16 protein-coding genes are annotated in these 17,715 nt (G+C 48.3%); 6 read left to right on the forward strand and 10 right to left on the reverse strand.

The window, feature by feature from the left end; genetic code table 11:
• Window positions 1-258: 258 nt before the first annotated feature.
• Together LQ777_RS18015 and LQ777_RS18020 are read right to left on the reverse strand one after the other, a co-directional pair.
• The gene (locus LQ777_RS18015; RefSeq protein ID WP_232559325.1) at window positions 259-1,017 is read right to left on the reverse strand and encodes a response regulator; all 759 of its coding nucleotides are present in this window, start codon (window positions 1,015-1,017) and stop codon (window positions 259-261) included.
• Window positions 1,018-1,050: 33 nt separating this feature from the next.
• On the reverse strand, window positions 1,051-2,718 hold the full coding sequence (locus LQ777_RS18020; RefSeq protein WP_232559326.1) for a sensor histidine kinase: 1,668 nt from the start codon (window positions 2,716-2,718) through the stop codon (window positions 1,051-1,053).
• A gap of 758 nt (window positions 2,719-3,476) precedes the next feature.
• Between LQ777_RS18020 and LQ777_RS18025 the strand changes: the two genes are divergently transcribed.
• Window positions 3,477-4,355: a PPK2 family polyphosphate kinase gene (locus tag LQ777_RS18025; RefSeq protein WP_232559327.1), complete on the forward strand. Its 879-nt coding sequence runs from the start codon at window positions 3,477-3,479 to the stop codon at window positions 4,353-4,355.
• 56 nt (window positions 4,356-4,411) lie between these two features.
• Here LQ777_RS18025 and LQ777_RS18030 read toward each other — a convergent pair whose 3' ends face one another.
• Window positions 4,412-4,714 carry a DUF4286 family protein gene (locus LQ777_RS18030; RefSeq protein WP_232559328.1) on the reverse strand — a complete coding sequence of 101 codons (303 nt, stop codon included), beginning with the start codon at window positions 4,712-4,714 and terminating at the stop codon, window positions 4,412-4,414.
• 71 nt (window positions 4,715-4,785) lie between these two features.
• On the opposite strand from LQ777_RS18030, the gene LQ777_RS18035 reads away from it, so the two are divergent.
• On the forward strand, window positions 4,786-5,208 hold the full coding sequence (locus LQ777_RS18035; protein ID WP_232559329.1) for a cytochrome B: 423 nt from the start codon (window positions 4,786-4,788) through the stop codon (window positions 5,206-5,208).
• 67 nt (window positions 5,209-5,275) lie between these two features.
• On the opposite strand, the gene pyrF is transcribed toward LQ777_RS18035, so the two are convergent.
• Complete coding sequence (gene pyrF, locus LQ777_RS18040; RefSeq protein WP_232559330.1) at window positions 5,276-6,094, reverse strand: orotidine-5'-phosphate decarboxylase; 819 nt, start codon at window positions 6,092-6,094, stop codon at window positions 5,276-5,278.
• A gap of 114 nt (window positions 6,095-6,208) precedes the next feature.
• Here pyrF and rfbC point away from each other — a divergent pair, with 114 nt between their 5' ends.
• Window positions 6,209-6,754, forward strand: coding sequence for a dTDP-4-dehydrorhamnose 3,5-epimerase (rfbC, locus tag LQ777_RS18045; RefSeq protein ID WP_232559331.1), 546 nt, complete (start codon window positions 6,209-6,211; stop codon window positions 6,752-6,754).
• Between the two features lie 74 nt (window positions 6,755-6,828).
• Here the strand turns inward: rfbC and LQ777_RS18050 are convergent, their stop codons facing one another.
• Window positions 6,829-7,521, reverse strand: a complete 693-nt coding sequence (locus tag LQ777_RS18050) for a type 1 glutamine amidotransferase domain-containing protein (RefSeq protein ID WP_232559332.1) — start codon at window positions 7,519-7,521, stop codon at window positions 6,829-6,831.
• A gap of 359 nt (window positions 7,522-7,880) precedes the next feature.
• On the opposite strand from LQ777_RS18050, the gene LQ777_RS18055 reads away from it, so the two are divergent.
• Window positions 7,881-8,276: a hypothetical protein gene (locus LQ777_RS18055; protein ID WP_232559333.1), complete on the forward strand. Its 396-nt coding sequence runs from the start codon at window positions 7,881-7,883 to the stop codon at window positions 8,274-8,276.
• A 31-nt stretch (window positions 8,277-8,307) separates the two neighbouring features.
• Here the strand turns inward: LQ777_RS18055 and LQ777_RS18060 are convergent, their stop codons facing one another.
• The 5 genes from LQ777_RS18060 to LQ777_RS18080 form a co-directional block, all read right to left on the reverse strand.
• Window positions 8,308-9,813 (reverse strand): hypothetical protein, encoded by a 1,506-nt coding sequence (locus LQ777_RS18060; RefSeq protein ID WP_232559334.1) that lies wholly within the window; start codon window positions 9,811-9,813, stop codon window positions 8,308-8,310.
• A gap of 97 nt (window positions 9,814-9,910) precedes the next feature.
• Complete coding sequence (locus LQ777_RS18065; protein WP_232559335.1) at window positions 9,911-10,948, reverse strand: DUF6807 domain-containing protein; 1,038 nt, start codon at window positions 10,946-10,948, stop codon at window positions 9,911-9,913.
• 140 nt (window positions 10,949-11,088) lie between these two features.
• Window positions 11,089-11,706, reverse strand: a complete 618-nt coding sequence (locus tag LQ777_RS18070) for an LEA/WHy family protein (protein ID WP_232559336.1) — start codon at window positions 11,704-11,706, stop codon at window positions 11,089-11,091.
• 55 nt (window positions 11,707-11,761) lie between these two features.
• A complete protein-coding gene (locus LQ777_RS18075; protein ID WP_232559337.1) occupies window positions 11,762-13,672 on the reverse strand; it encodes a DUF3857 domain-containing protein in 1,911 nt (636 codons plus the stop codon).
• Between the two features lie 6 nt (window positions 13,673-13,678).
• A complete protein-coding gene (locus tag LQ777_RS18080; RefSeq protein ID WP_232559338.1) occupies window positions 13,679-15,712 on the reverse strand; it encodes a transglutaminase family protein in 2,034 nt (677 codons plus the stop codon).
• Between the two features lie 174 nt (window positions 15,713-15,886).
• Here LQ777_RS18080 and aat point away from each other — a divergent pair, with 174 nt between their 5' ends.
• Window positions 15,887-16,528, forward strand: a complete 642-nt coding sequence (gene aat, locus LQ777_RS18085; RefSeq protein ID WP_232559339.1) for a leucyl/phenylalanyl-tRNA--protein transferase — start codon at window positions 15,887-15,889, stop codon at window positions 16,526-16,528.
• An 81-nt stretch (window positions 16,529-16,609) separates the two neighbouring features.
• A complete protein-coding gene (gene proB / locus LQ777_RS18090) occupies window positions 16,610-17,644 on the forward strand; it encodes a glutamate 5-kinase (protein ID WP_232559340.1) in 1,035 nt (344 codons plus the stop codon).
• Window positions 17,645-17,715 lie beyond the last annotated feature (71 nt).

Genomic DNA, 17,715 nt, shown 5'->3' on the forward strand with positions numbered 1-17,715 from the left:
CCACAGCTTATGTAGTCATATTTCACTAACTATAAAGTAGCCTTATAGTAGTATTAGTACCAGTAAATATTTGATACTAAGTAACAAATGATAGCTTTGCGCTGAAAAACGAGCTTTGTTCTTCTGAACTGCTTGTTTTGGTGTGGATAGAAGTAGAAAGCCCGACTCAATTTGAAGCCGGGCTTTTTTCTTGTAGCCTATAAGCTGGTTACTTTTACCTAAACCGCAGCGCTGATTTGAGTGGGTAAAAAATGAATACTAACGTGTCCTGACAACTTGTAAGTAATTGATCAGGGGCTTTCGGGCTCCATCGGGAATGGCAATTTCGTGCGAACCGATATAGAGCTGATTCGACTCAATCCGGTCTATGTAAGCAAGATTGATAACCAGCGAACGCGACAATTGATAAAACCCGGCGGACAGGTAGGGTAAGAGTCTACCCAGGTTTAATGATATATTGATGGCATGGTACGTCCTGGTAGGATAAATTCGATGAAAGCCCGCTGGCGTTAAAAACAGTTCACTGTTGCCACGATCCGCTTTTACAAAGAGAATCTCGGTCTTAATAACCCGAATATAACCACTACCCGTAGGTAGAAACGTGTGATCGGGCAATTCAGGTGAACCCGCAATATTTCCTGCGTAAAAATTATGCATGGCTAAATCAATTTGAGCGGCTAATTCGCGGACACGAACCGGTTTATGTAAAAAAGCAGCCGGAAACGTTCCTTTTGCCCGCTTAAACGTCTCCGCTTCCGAATTTCCGGTTATGTAAATGACAGGCACCCACTTGATGCGCATTAGCTCTTTTACCGTTGTAATGCCATCAATCGGCCCGTTTAGCATGATATCCATCAGCACGATGTCGGGCTGGCTTTGTTCCATACTCCTGATCGCAGCCTCATAGCTGGTTGCCATCCCGCAGATGATGTAGCCTGACTTACCTAGGCTCTCTTCCATATCGGTGGCCATAAACAAGTCATCTTCAACAATTAGAATTCGTAAAGGCGTTTCCATTAGTAGTATATATCTGTAACAATAGAGAGCGGGCTATTGAAGAGTAACCAGCGTTGATAAGTCGAACGACAGTGTAAACGAACAACCGTTGTCCATGTTGAAATAGCTTTTCCCTTTTAGTTTCTGGGTAATCATATCCATCAGCTTCATGCCAAACGAATTTGCTTTCGGTTTGGGCGTAAACCCAGGCCCATTGTCTAAAAACAGAACGTTGAGCTTTCCATTTACTTCCTGACAGCTTATTTCTAAAGATGGGTTTGGGTGATCTGGAAATGCGTACTTACACGAGTTAGTCACTAGCTCATTTAGCAGTAAACCAACGCTAATGGCTCGGTCGGCATCCAGCCATATTGGACTCAGGGTATACTTGGGCTGAACATGATCAAAATTGAAGCTGCGCAACACGCCACTGACTAACTCAGGAATATATTCCCTAAGATCCACTTCAACCAGCCGTTCTCCATCATACAGACGCTGGTGCACCAGCGCCATCGCTTCCACACGCAAAAGGCTTTCCTCAACGGCTTCTCTGGCAGCAGGATCGGTCAGCCGATTGTATTGTAGCCCAAGCAGACTCGTGATGGACTGAAGATTGTTTTTGACCCGGTGGTTCTGCTCTTTTACTAGTTTGGCATTGTGCTCACTAAGCCGACGGTATTTTCGGAATAGCCAGTAAAAAACAAGACAACCGATAGCCGTTATACCAAAAAGTACCGTCGTCATCCAGGTCATCCGCTTTTGTGCATTGAGCTGCACTCCTTTTTTTTCGCTTTCATAGCGCATTTCGGCTTGTGCTATTGCCCCCTCCCGGTCAGCGTTCAGCGCTTCCATACGAAGCTGATTGTACTTTTGCTGATGTTCGAAAGCTAGCTTCCACTGACCGGTTTGCTGATAAAGTTTTGTGTAGATTTCTTCCAGAAGCCCATTCTGCCAGTAGTCCCCGTGCCTGGCCGTATCACGCACATAAGCCGCCTGATCCAGCCATTTTTTGGCGGTGAGTGGCTGATCAATAGCCAAGTAACAACTGGCCAACTCCTGTAAACTATTAATGATGCTGTAGGGGGTCTTCTGCTCCAAATTAATTGCATAGGCTTTTTTTAGGTATGGAAGAGCCAGATTACCATTTCGCAACGCTAACGTTTTCCCCATGCATAGGTAGACATTGGCAATATCTGGTGCTTTTTTGAGGGCGATGGCTAATCGTTCTGCTTTCCTAAAAAAAAATAGGGCGCTGTCTAACGAAGCTTCCGGTATCGATCCCGCTTTCTCTCGATTCATTCGCCAACCCAGGTCGTGAACGCCAGCCAGCACAATGAAAGCCCCCATTTCGCCGTGTTGTGAACGAACGTGGCTGAAGTTGGCCATCGCCTGACGAGCATGAGTCATTGCCTGCCCATGCTGCCTCTGAACGATATGGTTTTCTGCCATTCGCAGATGCACCTTACCAATGTTCTCGGAAGGCCCAAGCGGTTCTCTGATGCGCAATGATCGAATGAACCAAGCCTGCGCTGTCACATAATCGCCCACTGCACTATGGCGTTTGCCTAGTAAATAGCACTTCTCGGCAACTTCCATCGAATCGCCGGTGGCTATCGCTTCCTTATATTCCTGCTGGGTTTTCGCCAGTTTCTCGTACAAGTACTTACCTACTAGCGGGCGTTGTGCAGAAGTGGAGTACGACAGTAATCCTGTAAGGGCCATTCCAAGAAATAACAATCTGCGTACTTGTTGATCCATTCTACCAGCTAACAGACAAGAGAGCCTGTTAAGAAAACGATTTGCACACTGTAATAATACGATAAAACGAGAGATTGAGGGTGTGGGCACGATGATAATTGCCTGACTACAAGGATGAATAGCCAAAGGAAAGACACAAGCATGATAAGCTCGTTCGTAAAAAAGTCGCTTTCGTAGGAAATAGCAGGCAGTTGGGAAATTTGCTATCGTAGTTTTCAGAAATAATCGCTTTTTCGCAGTCGAAGTTCTGTTGTGCACTAATCCAACTGACGCAACTTTCTACTTCTATCCACACTTACGACAAAAGGTTAAGTCTATTAAGTACTCCGCTTATTCTGCATGATGATGCGCTGGCGAGTTCAAAATCCAGCGCATCATTTATTTCTTCTCCGATAGGCTTTCACCACGCTTGAGAGTCAATGTAAATGTTATCGCTTTTCTCACCCCTCTACAGGGTTCTGCCGATAACCAACCGGCAATCTGTTGATGAAAATAGGCGACAACACACCCTATCTTCTAAAAACAACTTACAACGATTCCTGCTTTCAGGAGTTATCTGTAAAGTACTCCTGCTTTAATCACTTAAGTTGGCAGGCAGGTCCTTTACAAACGGCTCGGGTCGGACTAGAATCTTTGTGGCGCATAGCCTACGTCAACGAGTTCAGTTCAGCTGTCCGCAGCCGAATCACCTTTACTTGTGGCTTGTCGGTCGTATATCGTTCATGAAAAACTTAAAAACCAGCCAGTTCCGGTTTGATGGCAAAAAGAAATTCCTAATTGCTGACAATCCAACTCAGATTACCAATTTTTATACCGACGAAGCAGATCACACCCGGCAGCTGGACGATTTGGCCGCTCGTATGGATCAGGCCCAGAACCGAATGCACGCCGATGGCCATTACGGATTACTGGTTGTACTTCAGGCAATGGACGCTGCCGGAAAAGACAGTAGCATTCGACGAATTTTTAAAGGCGTTAATCCCTCCCGCTTTCAGATAGCTCCTTTCAAGAAGCCAGCCAAAGAAGACCTGAGTCATGACTTTTTGTGGCGGTTTTGGCAGGAGCTTCCCGAACGGGGTCAGATTGGTGTTTTTAACCGGTCGTATTATGAGGAGGTGCTCGCTCTACGAGTGCATCCCGACCGTTTGAGCCAGCAAATGATTCCACCTGGTTTATTACCAAAGGATGAAAAAATGCTTTGGAAACAACGCTTCGGCGACATCGTGCATTTTGAGGACTACCTTTTCAGAAACGGCTTCCCGATTGTAAAGTTCTATCTGAATGTTGATAAGGAAGAACAAGGCAAGCGACTTATTGCCCGACTGGAAGACACTCAGAAGCAGTGGAAATTAAGCGAAAGCGACCTCGAAGAGCGCGAATTCTGGCCCAACTATTTACAGGCTTACGAGGACACGATTAATGCTACCGCAACCCGGCAAAATCCGTGGTATGTCATACCCAGCGACGATCGGCCCAATCAGCAGTTGATTATAGCGTCGGTTATTACCGAGTTGTTGGAGTCACTACCCGTCGATTTTCCAACGACTGACCCCAAAGAAGCAGAACAGCTGATCAAGAAAATAAAAAAACAGGATAGCTGATAACAGCCTATCCTGTGTGAGCAGCACCTTTTGCTGGATCTGTAAAGCTTTATTCTTTACGCATCTTCCAGCAGGGTATCGAACGATACAAACTGATTGGCGAAGCGGTCATGCATCTGCTGTTGCATCTCGTCGGCATGAAGACTTTGGTAGGTGAAATAATCCTCCATGGCATTAAAGTCAAGCTGTACGGAATAAGTCACACCGCCGTTATCGATTTCGGTCAACAGGCGGAGCAACTTATGACTGATGGGCAGACCTGTTGACAGCATAGCCGGAATGTGGCTGGTTTTCATCCAATGGAGCCAGTCATGCTCGACTTCGTTGGCCACGCTATAGGTAGTGTTGTAAAGAATCATAGTCATCAAACAACCAATCGCTACTGTAAGTTGGCATTTTGGTTGTTTCTTTACGCCAAAATTGATTTCGTATGTATACCGGCTTACTCCATGCCCACTCCGGCTTACGCTGGATTGCTCTTGTTTTGTTAGTTGCGTCCGTCTTAAGTGCGCTTGCGAAAAGCGACTACACCGACGGCAACCGCAAGCTATACCTCTTTACGCTGATCAGTGCCCACCTTCAGTTAGTAATCGGACTGCTTTTGTATTTTATCAGCCCTAAAGTGAATTTCAACGAAATTAGCGACAAACTGTATCGCTTTTATACGGTCGAGCATATCACGGGTATGTTGATCGCTATTATACTCATTACCATTGGTTATTCACGTTCCAAACGGGCTACCAATGCGGCATCCAAACAGCGGCTAATTGCTATTTTTTATGGTCTTGGGCTGCTCCTGATACTGGCTATGATTCCGTGGCCGTTCCGAATCCCTGGGGCTGGCTGGTTCTAATCGAACCTGAACAGCGAGCGAAAAGGCGTTTAGCATACTCTATGTAGGCTGAACGCCTTTTTTTGTGTTATTCAGACAGGTACTGTGCCATCTCTGTCTGAAGCAGTTGGGCTTCGGCCCGCGCCTGCTCGGCAAAATCGGTTCCGCTTGATGCGTACAAGATGCTCCGAGATGCATTCACCAGCAACCCGCCCGCCGTCGTCAGGCCCCGACGCGATACCTCTGCCAGCGAACCACCCTGAGCGCCTACGCCTGGAACAAGCAAAAAATTGTCCGGAGCCAGTTCACGGATGCGACTCAATTCATCCGCCTGCGTTGCTCCTACAACGAACATCAACCGATCTGGGCCCGCCCAAGTCTGAGCGGTTTGAATCACGATCTCAAACAATTCCTGCTCACCCACGGGCTGACGCTGGAAATCGGCACTACCCGAATTAGACGTTAACGCAAGCAGGATAACCCACTTGCCTTCATAGGCTAGAAATGGCGTAACCGAATCATTTCCCATGTAAGGCGCAACCGTAACCGAATCAAAATTTAGTCCAGCAGCTTCCGGATCGAAAAAGGTACGAGCGTACAGACTGGATGTGTTTCCAATATCGCCACGTTTGGCGTCGGCAATGGTGAAACAATCGGCAGGGATGCATTCCAGCGTTCGTTGCAGGCTTTCCCAGCCACGAGGGCCCTGCGCTTCGTAAAAGGCAATATTCGGTTTATAAGCCACGGCCAGATCAGCCGTAGCGTCAATGATAGCCCGGTTAAACGCAAATACGGGGTCTTTTTCGTTTCGCAGATGCGAAGGAAGTTTATGGGGATCGGTATCAAGACCAACGCACAGGTAGGATTTTTTTCTAAAAATTTGTTCGCTTAATTCCTTGTATGTCATACTCGTGAAGTAAACCCACTTAGTAAATTGGTTGCTCACAAAGTTACAAACTACGGTCTGTCTTTTGTAGCTTTGCAGGACAAGAAGCGCACTTTTACCATTTTACTATCTCCTATGCAAGTTCGCGAAACTTCTATTAGCGGCCTGATTGAACTTATTCCTCGCGTGTTTGAAGACGAACGCGGTTATTTTTTTGAGTCCTACAACAAAACTTTATTTGCAACGCTGGGCTTGCCCATGGAGTTTGTGCAGGATAACCAATCATTCTCGGTAAAGGGAGTTTTACGTGGCCTACACATGCAAAACGATCCGTTTGCTCAGGGAAAGCTAGTGCGGGTCATAACCGGCCAAGTGCTTGATGTAGCCGTCGATCTGCGACCTGATTCACCGACGTTCGGGCAGTACGAAACGTTTCTGTTAGACGCGAAGCTGGCTAACATGGCCTACATCCCGGAAGGCTTTGGCCACGGTTTCGTCGCGCTGGAAGATAGCATCTTTAGTTACAAATGTACGAACGTGTACAACAAAGCCTCCGAAGCAGGCGTCATCTGGAATGACCCTGATCTAAATATCAACTGGGGGGTTAGCAATCCAATCGTTTCCGAGAAGGATATGGAACTGAAGCCGCTCCGCGAGGTATTTCCTACTGTCTTTGTTTAGCTGACCGAAGGATAAGGAGTTGGCCAGATCACTACGGTCATTGATTCAACTCCTTATTCAATCTATTTACAGTACTACTTCTCGTACATTTCCTCCATCACCTTACGGCCTACCTTACGGGCCGATAGCGGATTTTGTCCCGTTACCAAGCGCTCATCCACTTCAATATACGGCAGGAAGGGAAGAATCCCTTTGCTGTACAGCGCATTCTTCTGGCGCAAGGCATCTTCCAGCAGAAAAGGAACCTGATCATCGAGCCGCGCCAACTTCTCTTCCATATTCGAGAAGCCAGTCACCTGTCGGTTATCAATCAATGTCGTTCCGTCGGAGAGCTTGACGTTCAACAGGCCACTGACTCCGTGACAAACAGCCGCTACAAAGCCACCATTTTCGTAGATCTGCCGGGTTATGGCCTGTAAGGTTGGGTTGTCCGGAAAATCCCACATCGTACCATGGCCCCCTGTAAAGTACACGATCTGGTAATCAGCGGGATTTACGTCGTCTAAGCGGATCGAGTGCTCGAGTTTATGCCGGAAAGTGGGATCATTATACCATTTTTCGTTGATGGTATCGCGCCGGTCTATACTTTTTTCATCAATCGGCACTCGGCCCCCATTTGGACTGGCAATGTCGTAGGGTAGCTTGCGATCCGCCAACTCGTCATAGAAATGCGTAGCCTCACTCAGCCAAAGCCCTGTTTTATGCGATTTGGTCGGGTAATCGGTGTGATTAGTACACACAATCAACGCTTTATAAATAGGATCCATGTCTAAGTAAGCAGTTTATGGAGTTTACGGCAGCAGCGCGAAGATAAATCCTTTCTGGTAAAGTGCCTACTTATCTTCAACGCGCAGCAGGTATCAGCAGCCAGTAGCCTACGGGTGTACTCAGCGCGAATTTTATAACTAACATACAACCATTACCTCTATCAAGCTCGCTGTCTGCAAAAAAGGGCTGTCCGTATAAATAGTTTCAAAGAGGTATTAAACCAAATTGCACTTTCCTTATCTAATCATTGGCTAACGTACCGTTTAACAAATTAAAATTTTATAAAAATAAGATTACACCCCTTGTAAAGTCGGCCAAATCTGTATATTTGTTCATAAACCGTAATGTACTACTCGCAATGAAAACCGTCTCTTATGAAGCCCTCCAGGCCGAGCAAGCTTGGATGATTGTTTCCGATCAGCTCCAACAGCGTAATAACGTGCTTGCCAAAGGTATATCGCACATGGAGCGCAACCCGACCGAGTTACCGATGGCCAGCCGGTTGATGATTCTGCGCTATCACCTGAAGATGAGCCTGCGCCAACTGACGCATGAAGCTCGTCAGCAGGCACGCACGCCGGAGGATACCAATCGACTCCATCAGCAGTGGCTACACGTTCACCAGTTGTTTTTTCTACTTCGCCAAATCGACGCTGAGCTCAACCGGGCCAGCCACGAGAATAATACGCTCCGCACATGGCTGGACTCGCTCGAAGGGCGCGTTTATCGGTCTGCGCTGGTTCACTTGAACTAACGTAAAAAGGGCAGTCAAACGACTGCCCTTTTTACTTACCTCTTTTTTGTACGACGAACGGTACACATTTTGGCGGACAAGCTGTCGGGCTAGCCGGAGCCAGTGCTACGGGCGTGGTCACAACCGGTACGTTACCAGAAACCGGACTGTTTTTGGGACCATCAGCGCTGGTAGCCAGCCATCCTATTTTTACCCATCCGCTCACGTCGGGTCCGTCGGGGGGTGGCCGAAACTCGATCTGCGAAATAGTGGACTCCTGCCAGTTCTGCTTCTTACTCAAATCGATTTCATAGGTATGAAACTGGCCGTCGTTATTAATTGGGAAATCCAGATACTGATCCGAGCCACGCGTTATGTGCGATTGTCCCGGATTCTTCCACGACAAACGAAACGAATTATGCTGCGTTTGAAAAGCCGCTCTCAGGTATAATTTAGTATTGTTGCTACCCTTCCAGCAAACGCCAGGAGACTGAATCAGATCCCGTTGCTTGTTAGTCAGTTTGATGTCCAGATACCCTTGAATTGGCCATCCGGTATCAACAGCATTAAAGTAATGCCAACCCCGACGCGAGGTATCAAATCGGTAGTTGGGTCCCGATGCTGGACGCGGTTTTGCGTACATATACGCCCGAATATCCGGCAGGCTACCAACGACCATTTCGTAATCCCACTCGTACGTAATGTTGTGATCAAGGATAACGAAAGGCGTGTTTGCAATATAGGATGCATCCTGCGTGAACTCATCACCGGCCAGATCGCTCCCGAAATAACCTTTTTTCCAATCGTATGAATCTTCAGAATAAAGTCCTACACCGAAACCATTATCGTCGGTAGACGCCATCCAGGGTTCGGTGGGGAAAATATCACCGAAGCTCACCGGCGGACGAATTTTGGTAAGCGCGTCATTTGCGAAAGGGTTATTGCCTGTATACGCGTAGATGTTGTGGTAGTGCCCGTTTAGATAAATACAGGGCATCTCCTGCTGACGCCCTTCATACGGAGTTTTGTCGGACCGAAAAAGCGTTGCTTTTGCGTGCACTTTCACCACATTCCCAACCAACTTTATCCAGTGTTCAATGTACGATTCGCCTAGTACATTGTTTAGCGGAAAATGGCGTGGGTGCGTTTTTACGTACAGCAGCTCGTTGGTCTTTTGAAAATCCAGAACGTTCGATGGGTTGCCGTAAATATCACCGGCCTGAATTGGATTCCAGCCTAATCCAACCCAATCCTGCCGGGGTTGGATACCATTCTCCGAGTAAGGGTTTGGGTTGCTGTAAAGGCCAATCTGAATCTGCCGGCCAAGATCGAAGTTATTGACCATGTTTGGCCCATTGACAACCGACAGGTACGTAATGGCCCCTCCGTAGCGAGAATCGACGCCGACCTTGATTCGGTCGTTCTGAATGGTTTGTAGTCCGTTGAATGCTGTTACAGGCGGGTTACGCGGTGTATACACGACCTGAGCGACACCATTCTCCAGCGTTACCAGCCAAAGTACAATACCGAGCCGGATCAATAAAGGTGAAAAATACATATGGATAGAAGTAGAAACACCAGTCCTACATAGAATCTGGAGTTCTCTTAATCAACAAATATATCATATGTATTCTTCAGCCGCAACTCTGTGAGGCTCAGCGACCAAATCCGGCTACCTGCTGGCTTATAAATTTGTCTGATGTTTTTCCAGACTGGATAAGCAACCGATACCGGAATGTAACCGACTTGCCAGCGGGTAGCGTATAGTTCATAGCCGGAGCTTTACCATCCGTAAACACGGCAGGCCCTAACGGGTTAGCAGCAAACAAACCATATCCTCTGGCATGCCAGTACGTTGGATAACCAACATTCTGCGGATGATCCAGCAAGACGACGGAGACGGGTTCTTCGTTCACGACGCCAGTCAGGTTCATCCATTTGCCGCGCGTACCCCAAACAGCATCGCCTTCAACACCCTCGCTGCTATGGTACATTCCTGTTACACCCGCGTTATCGAGCACAGGTACTTTGGTGGCCACTCCCTGCGCATCGGTAAAGACTTCGGGTTTGGTAGACGGCTGTTCGAGTTGCCGGGCCAGTCGAAGCGCAATCATACCTTCTTTGTTATCCTTGAAAAGAACATCTTTATCCGCAGCTTTCAACGTAGTAATGCGATCAATGGTACGGCTGTCGGCAGTACCCCGAAATTCGAAAGTCGTTGTCTCCTGAAGCATAACCTTATTGTCTTTATCAAGCCAGTCGGCGGTCACCACCACTTCGGCTTTGTCCTTACCGCTTTTCATGGACTTTACTCCGGTGTGCACGATAGTGCCAAACGGTCCTTTGTGTTCGGGACCGACAGCCGTAGAGTTATTCCAGAAATCGTGACCGTTTACGTCGCCGTAATTAAACCACATACCTACATGGTGCGGATGGTCGATTCGTTCGCCGGGTCGCGGGTCCATTGGCCAGCCACGCGTAATGAAGTTGCCACCCGCCGACCGAATCGGATAGAGAACGGGCTTTTTAAGCACCGCAGGTCCAGGGTAGATATACGCCGTAAAGGGTTTGCCATCAACCGTTACTTCCACCCGTTTCTGCGCTTCTTGGTGTGTCAGTTGTATCCGGTTGCTTTGCCCTTGCCCGCTGGTTGCGACAGCCGCTAGTATCAAGGTAAAAAAAAGTTGACGCATCAGATCGTACAGTTTTAATCCGTTTAACATAGAATAAAAAAGCCCCAGCCTAAAAAAGCCGGGGCGTACGAAATGCTACTGATGGGCAACGCAGGAACTGGAATACCAGATGGCATCAGTTGTTCAGCGCAGCAACTGGATCAATTGCCGAGCAAAATTTTATTTGTCACTTCCTGATCGATGGTGATATAGCCTGGATAGTTGACGGCCTTGTTGCCAAGCGCCAGCGTAGGCTTGATCTTGATCGTTAGTTTCGATGGCTGCGTACCCGATGAACCCGACAAGTTTTGAACGAGTTGCGTAAAAGCGTCGCGGGTTTTCGCATCGGTCAGCAGTTGATAGGCATTAGCATTCAGCCGCACAGGAATGCGCGTACGGCCACCACCGGGTTGAACTTCGATCCGTTGATTCAGAAAACCGTTGAACAGTTCCTGCCCGGCCAAGATCACTTTATACTCCAATTGGTTGATTCCAGCCAGCTTATTCGTTGGATTCGTAATATCAAGGTTGATCCGGGCATCGAGGGGCACATTTCGCGTCAGCAACCCAGCCGCCAGCCGAGGAAAGCGAGCCGGATTGAGGTCTTCGAGTTTCCGGAACTCGCGAATATCGGTACCAGCCAGAAATACGCTGTCAGCCGAAGCAATGGTGTATCGGCAATCGCCCAAGGCTTTTGCCTGCGAAAGTTGCTGGTTGACAGAACACCGGCTAAGCAAAAGCGGCAGCGCAGCCAGCAAGACAATAATCCCTTTTTTCATGGTTGTTCGTTAAATCTTTTACACGTAACATTCGACAATGCGAAAAGGATTTGGTTTAACTCCGTTTCACAAACACGAGCTGCGTCCGGTCAGCTTTAGCTATTTTCTTGCGAAAATCGACCCACTCGGCATAAGCTGGCGCGGGAAAACGTCCCCGATGCATTGTGATTCGTCGGATATAAACAACCCGCTCGCCATCCATAACCAACTTCGCTTGGTAAGTCCCGAATTTTGACTCAATGGTCAATGGCTCGATCTGGTATTCGGGCTTATATCCTCTGGGTAACTGGTAGGTGATGGTATCGCTATCATCGAAATCATAAGCTGGCCCTAATTCGACGGGGGTCTGGCGTGGCTGCGTCAACGGCGTAGCAGGAGAAAGCGCCGACATTAGGTTGAGGGGTAGAAACAAGCGTGTTCCACTAGCGTTTGCCCATCGGCGGATCGACAATCCCAACCGTTCAGTAACCGAGGGAATGGCACCCGTTTGTTTCCGGAATGAAAACGAGTCAAGTTCAAAAGCAGGAATAGCAATGCGTTTGAGCAGCCAGCTACGCTGATCTTCGGGGTTTAGACTATGGATGGCATTTACGTGATCATCCTGCTGAAAACCCGTATAACACGTCACCAAATCGACGCTTGCGTCCCCCTGCTCGTTGACCGTGACCGTCGCCCGTCGTTGCTGGCAATTGTCCATTGCTCGATACATTGGCGTTTTGACCAACCGACTCCCCTCCGGCAGAACGAGTAACACATGACGATTGCCCGTAAAATCACCGACGTAGCCAGCCGGATCGTGGGAGCTGGTACATTCCAGAAAAAGGGTATCTTTCTCGTTCGGCACGCACAAGATAACGTGATTAAACTGAAAGCTGGGGAAGTTTGCTTGGAGGTCCGGCTCTTTGTCGCCAGCCCTTGCCAAAGCCGGATAAGCGGTTACGCCCGCGGCCTTTAACAGAGCCTGGGCATAGTTGGTCAGAGCTTTGCAATCGCCGTATTTACCAACAGCTACTTTCTCCGCTTCAATGGTTTGCCAGCCTCCTATTCCCAACTGAATGCTAACGTAACGCGTTTGCTCCTGTAAAAACTGATACACCTTTCGCACCTTACCGGCTGTAGTGGTTTCACTTTTCGTCAGGTCTATTACGCGCTGCCGCAGGTCGTCAGGAATGCGATCACGGCCTTGGTTAAGGTTGTAGTAAAACCGTCCTAAATCGCTCCAGCTCGTAATCGTTCCTTTGTACGACTGCACCTCAAAATCAGTGGGTGCTGTGTAGACAATGGGTAGTTGCTCCCTGGCCGGAGGAGACAACGGCTCCAGTTCCACCGCCGGCGAGTTGGTTAACGTCCAGACGTACGTTTTACCACCATTGATCAACGACTCCTCTTTCCTTGGCGCAGCAATGTTCATTTCTTTGTACCGTAGTGCAAGTCCAGCCGGCATATTGACTGTAAAGGAGGCTTGTTCAACCGATACGTATTCATCATCCTGCGGCATCCAGGTTGGATAAAACATCAGGTTTCGCTCAAGCGTCTCAACAACAAATTCAACCGTGTATGGGTAAGCAGGCTGCTTGGGAAACGAAGCCGATTTAACCCGGTTATCGTCGAAGAGATTATAATCGGTGTATGTGCTGTAATCATTAATATCTGGTTTTTTCAGCTTTTTGATCAGCTTGCCGGTTGCATCGTACAAAGCGCCTTCCAGATTGACCACTTTCGACAATTTATCGTAGCCCACCACCATTCTGGAATGGTCGTCGCCTTGTTCGTCCAGCACCGTTACGACACTACGAATCCGCTGGGTAGCTTCTCCCGCCGATTTAACCGAAAAGACGGTTTCGTGCCGACGAATTACCGCGTGTGCATTCTCCCTAAGCGCAGGTGGCAAGGTGCTTGCCTGGTATTCAGACTGCCCCGCAGCCATCCGACTCATGACCAGAATAAGCAAAAGAATTTTTTTCATGACAGATCAGCGCGTCTCCGCTACGGTTTCACGTTTCAACACCACCTGCTCGGCCTGTTTTGCTATTACCTGACTGAACAGTTCGCGTAAAGCCCCGTACTCCTCGGCATAGTACAGGGGTCGGCGTAATATAAAGCGGCTGGTAACCAAAAGCTGGTTTTCGGCATTGACCGAAATATGATATAGAAAGCGGCCCCCGTCGCCCGGTAATGACATAGAAACTGGTTTAGGCATTTCTTCCACCCGGAATCCTTTCGGCAGTGTATAGGTAGCCGTAAAATTCTCTTCTATCGGTACACCAAAATCAACGGGATAAAGCCGCTCCGTTTCTTTGAACGGATTGATTCTGTGCGCTTCGGTCAGCATGGGGTAGAAATACAAACGATCGCCCGCCCGAGAACAGGCTTCGGGTATGCTTATCGTGTAGTCCGTCGTGAAGGCTCCCGAACTGGAAACCCCATCCGGAAGCGTAGCCTGCTCAATTTGCCAGGCTGGTCGTTGCTTTTGAATCGTCTCGAGAAATTTCTTTTTCCCTTCTACCGCAAGCTCCCTGCGTGCGTTCCAGGCGCTATAGCCACCATGAGAATGAATGAACTTACCACTTATTCCCCCATCGTCATTAAGGGTAAACGTACCGGTGTACACTTCAACATCCCGTTCCAGAGGCAGTAATGATACAAAACGCGGCTTTGTCGGATGAACAAGTCGGCCTGTTCCATTCAGACAGCGAACCGGTAACATTCCGAGCGTTACGTAAGGATCGGTGGCATCCAGCAGCATATCTTTCCCGCCAACCGATACCTGAGCAACAACGTAGTTAAACTTTTTTATCAAAGCGTAAGCTTCGTTGATGCGCCCGTGCGAACGAGTACTGAGAACAACCGGATTGGCATCAATGTCCATTTCCCGCAGCAGCGCGATCAACAGTAAGTTGATATCGGCGGCATTTCCTTTTTTGTTGTCGATTATTTTCTTTGTCGACTCCGTCGACCATAACGAAGCTTCGTCGTTCCATTTGATGTTCTGGCGAATAAACTCATACGCTGACTTTATCCGGGATAAGGTATCGGCCTGCTGACTGAGTAACGCTTTAGCCGTTTCCCGCATAGAACCGGTACGCTTGATCTTACCACCAAAATCGGCGTCATTAAGTAACGTTCTGTCAAAAGCATCCCAGCCAACCGAAAAATCTTTCCGGCGTATGCCCGTCACGTCAGGCAGTTGATAACTAGCCAGCTCAAATTCGATCTTGGCCATGTAGTCATCCTCCATCGTCATGTAAGCCTCTTCCCGAAAAGCGGGAACATCTTTCATCGCAAACCGGTACACAGAAGTCTGTACATCATCTTGACCTGGCAAAAGGTGAGTCTTACCCTTTGTCTGCTCGTTGACGATCATTCTTAAATAACCGCTCAGCAGCATTTTATAGTAAAAGTAATCAGGAATAGTAATGCGGTATTCGCTCCATTTAACGGGTACGTCTTGCTGGAACCGCCACGTACGGGGGTTGTAGCCTACGCTGAATGGTGTGCGGACGGTGTAGCGGTAATCAATGATCGATCCTTCATGAACGTTGGGCAAGGTATACTTCTCAATCATCAATTGATCCGACGCTTTTTCGGTGAAATGACCAGCCTTGGTCAGCCGATCAGTGGATACGTTGCCGTTCACAAGATTGTAGGTATACCCCTCAAAGTCTGAGACCGACTCATGCTGACCTAAATGACCGATCCGAACGGGCAGTTGAATTGTAGCCCGGTCATACGCAGCTTTCTTACGAATGTGGATTCTGACGTGATACTGACTCACAAGCCATAAATCATTGTCGTTTCGGTCAAAGGTCACCTCGCCGTAATCATAAAGAATGACAGCCGAAGCTGTAGAATCGGCGGTGCTGCTGGTAAACTGATCAGGATAGATTACGCCGAATTTTACAACGGGTCCTGCCGGTTGTGCTTTTTGCGCTACGGAGGCAGTTAGGCATAGTGTACAAAATACGGCCAGTAGACACAGCCGATGCCTAAACGAGAAAGAAAACATATACAGTGTGATAGATGTACTTAAAAAAGGCAGAAATATATCGGTTTTTTTCGAGTTATATCAACAATTGGCCCAGTTGCAGCCTTTCTCAGCCGGATAGAGATGGTTACGCTTTATTCTCCCGATTCATCGACTATTTGTTCTATATTTGCCCAGAACGCACCTTTTTGTTTGATGAACAAGCTGTCCGCCGACGACCTGATTTATGGGTACATCCACGGTATTTTCCCGATGGCCGACGCTGACGGTACGCTGTATTGGTACGCTCCCGACCCACGCGCCATCATTCCGATTGACACCTACAAGCCCGCCCGTTCCTTACGACCCGTCATAAACCAAAACCAGTTCGAGATCCGAATAAATACTGATTTTGAACAGGTTATGCGCTATTGTTCATTACCTCGTTCGGAATCAGACAGTACCTGGATTTCAGAAGAAATTATTGGGGCTTATACGGATCTGCACCGGATGGGCCTGGCTCACAGCGTGGAAACGTATATTGAAAACCGTTTAGTGGGTGGCTTATATGGGGTGTCGTTGGGGGCTGCTTTTTTTGGTGAATCCATGTTTCACCTGGTTAGTAATGCCTCGAAGGTGGCGTTTCACTACCTAATCCTGACCCTGCGCCAACAAAAATTTCAACTCCTTGACACACAGTTTATTAACGACAATGTTCGCCGGTACGGTGCCATCGAGATTCCTAAACCGGATTATATGAAGCTGCTTAAATCCGCGCTACGCAAGAAAGCCCGTTTCAACGAACCAGCGCTGGAACATCTGTTTAAAAACCACGCGGGTGATTCAATAACGGAGTAGTTTTCCCGCTGACATCAGGTAGCAATTACTATTTTTGTGCCCCTCTATCCCGTAAATTAGCGCGGATAAGCGGGGCTTTACATGTCAAAACCTGTTCTTGTACTCAAATTTGGGACGGCATCCATCACCAAGCCAACTGGCGAACCCAACGAGCCAGTTATGGTGGACATTGCTCGGCAAGTCGCAAGGCTACATCCGCACTATAAACTAGTTCTTGTTTCGTCCGGTGCCGTTGGAGCGGGCAAGGCGCTAATCCACGATTACCGGGGGGAGATCAGCCAACGAAAAGCGGCTGCGGCTGTCGGCAATTTGTTGTTGCTTAATCAGTACTCGCGCTTTTTCTCGATCTATGGGGTGTCCATAGCCCAGAGCCTCTGCGAACGCCACCATTTTGCCAACCGCGACCAGTTCTTACAGCTCAAGCAAACCTACGAGGAACTGTGGGCCAACGATATCATCCCGATTGCCAATGAAAACGACGTTGTAAGCAACCGCGAACTTAAATTTTCGGATAACGACGAACTGGCTACCCTGATTGCCGTGGGTTTCGGAGCCGAAGCGCTGATGCTTTGCACGTCGGTCGGTGGGTTGCTTGATACCAATGGGCAAATCATCCGGCAAGTCACGGCCTTCGACGAACGAATTTTTGGCGTCGTCAGAACCGATAAATCCTCGCTCGGGCTGGGTGGTATGGCCTCAAAACTCACATTTGCTAAACTGGCAACCCGTATGGGTATTCGCGTGGTCATTTTCGGCCTTAACGAACCGGATAGCTTAGCCAAGGCTTTAGAGGGTGATGTAGGAACCGAATTTATCCCACAACCGACTACGCTTTCGGCGAGAAACCGATGGCTCGGCAGCGGTAGCTTGGCAGTCGGGCAAATCCGAATCGACACAGGTGCCGTGCGTGCGCTTCAACAGCGCCGTAGCCTACTAGCCGTAGGCGTCCGGGAAGTAGTAGGCGAATTTGCAACCGGAGAAATGGTTGAAATTGTCGATGAGCAAAAGACAACCGTTGCAGTAGCACGAGCGCGAATTTCGTCCACGGTATTGCTCCAACAGCTTAATCAACAAAATGTTGAGGTAGCAAATGCCAATGATATTGTACTTTTGTAACCGTTGCTTTCTCCAATTCGTTTGGGCGGGAAGCGCTATCACATTAGCTTACTAGTCGGACAAGACTATCC

Source organism: Spirosoma oryzicola (assembly GCF_021233055.1).
Classification (GTDB): Bacteria; Bacteroidota; Bacteroidia; order Cytophagales; family Spirosomataceae; genus Spirosoma; species Spirosoma oryzicola.

What these genes read in the sequence shown, in the direction of transcription:
- LQ777_RS18015 (WP_232559325.1), bottom strand. Translation starts at nt 1,017, where the DNA reads ATGGAAACGCCTTTACGAATTCTAATTGTTGAAGATGACTTGTTTATG.
- LQ777_RS18020 (WP_232559326.1), bottom strand. Translation starts at nt 2,718, where the DNA reads ATGGCCCTTACAGGATTACTGTCGTACTCCACTTCTGCACAACGCCCG.
- LQ777_RS18025 (WP_232559327.1), top strand. Translation starts at nt 3,477, where the DNA reads ATGAAAAACTTAAAAACCAGCCAGTTCCGGTTTGATGGCAAAAAGAAA.
- LQ777_RS18030 (WP_232559328.1), bottom strand. Translation starts at nt 4,714, where the DNA reads ATGATTCTTTACAACACTACCTATAGCGTGGCCAACGAAGTCGAGCAT.
- LQ777_RS18035 (WP_232559329.1), top strand. Translation starts at nt 4,786, where the DNA reads ATGTATACCGGCTTACTCCATGCCCACTCCGGCTTACGCTGGATTGCT.
- pyrF (WP_232559330.1), bottom strand. Translation starts at nt 6,094, where the DNA reads ATGACATACAAGGAATTAAGCGAACAAATTTTTAGAAAAAAATCCTAC.
- rfbC (WP_232559331.1), top strand. Translation starts at nt 6,209, where the DNA reads ATGCAAGTTCGCGAAACTTCTATTAGCGGCCTGATTGAACTTATTCCT.
- LQ777_RS18050 (WP_232559332.1), bottom strand. Translation starts at nt 7,521, where the DNA reads ATGGATCCTATTTATAAAGCGTTGATTGTGTGTACTAATCACACCGAT.
- LQ777_RS18055 (WP_232559333.1), top strand. Translation starts at nt 7,881, where the DNA reads ATGAAAACCGTCTCTTATGAAGCCCTCCAGGCCGAGCAAGCTTGGATG.
- LQ777_RS18060 (WP_232559334.1), bottom strand. Translation starts at nt 9,813, where the DNA reads ATGTATTTTTCACCTTTATTGATCCGGCTCGGTATTGTACTTTGGCTG.
- LQ777_RS18065 (WP_232559335.1), bottom strand. Translation starts at nt 10,948, where the DNA reads ATGCGTCAACTTTTTTTTACCTTGATACTAGCGGCTGTCGCAACCAGC.
- LQ777_RS18070 (WP_232559336.1), bottom strand. Translation starts at nt 11,706, where the DNA reads ATGAAAAAAGGGATTATTGTCTTGCTGGCTGCGCTGCCGCTTTTGCTT.
- LQ777_RS18075 (WP_232559337.1), bottom strand. Translation starts at nt 13,672, where the DNA reads ATGAAAAAAATTCTTTTGCTTATTCTGGTCATGAGTCGGATGGCTGCG.
- LQ777_RS18080 (WP_232559338.1), bottom strand. Translation starts at nt 15,712, where the DNA reads ATGTTTTCTTTCTCGTTTAGGCATCGGCTGTGTCTACTGGCCGTATTT.
- aat (WP_232559339.1), top strand. Translation starts at nt 15,887, where the DNA reads ATGAACAAGCTGTCCGCCGACGACCTGATTTATGGGTACATCCACGGT.
- proB (WP_232559340.1), top strand. Translation starts at nt 16,610, where the DNA reads ATGTCAAAACCTGTTCTTGTACTCAAATTTGGGACGGCATCCATCACC.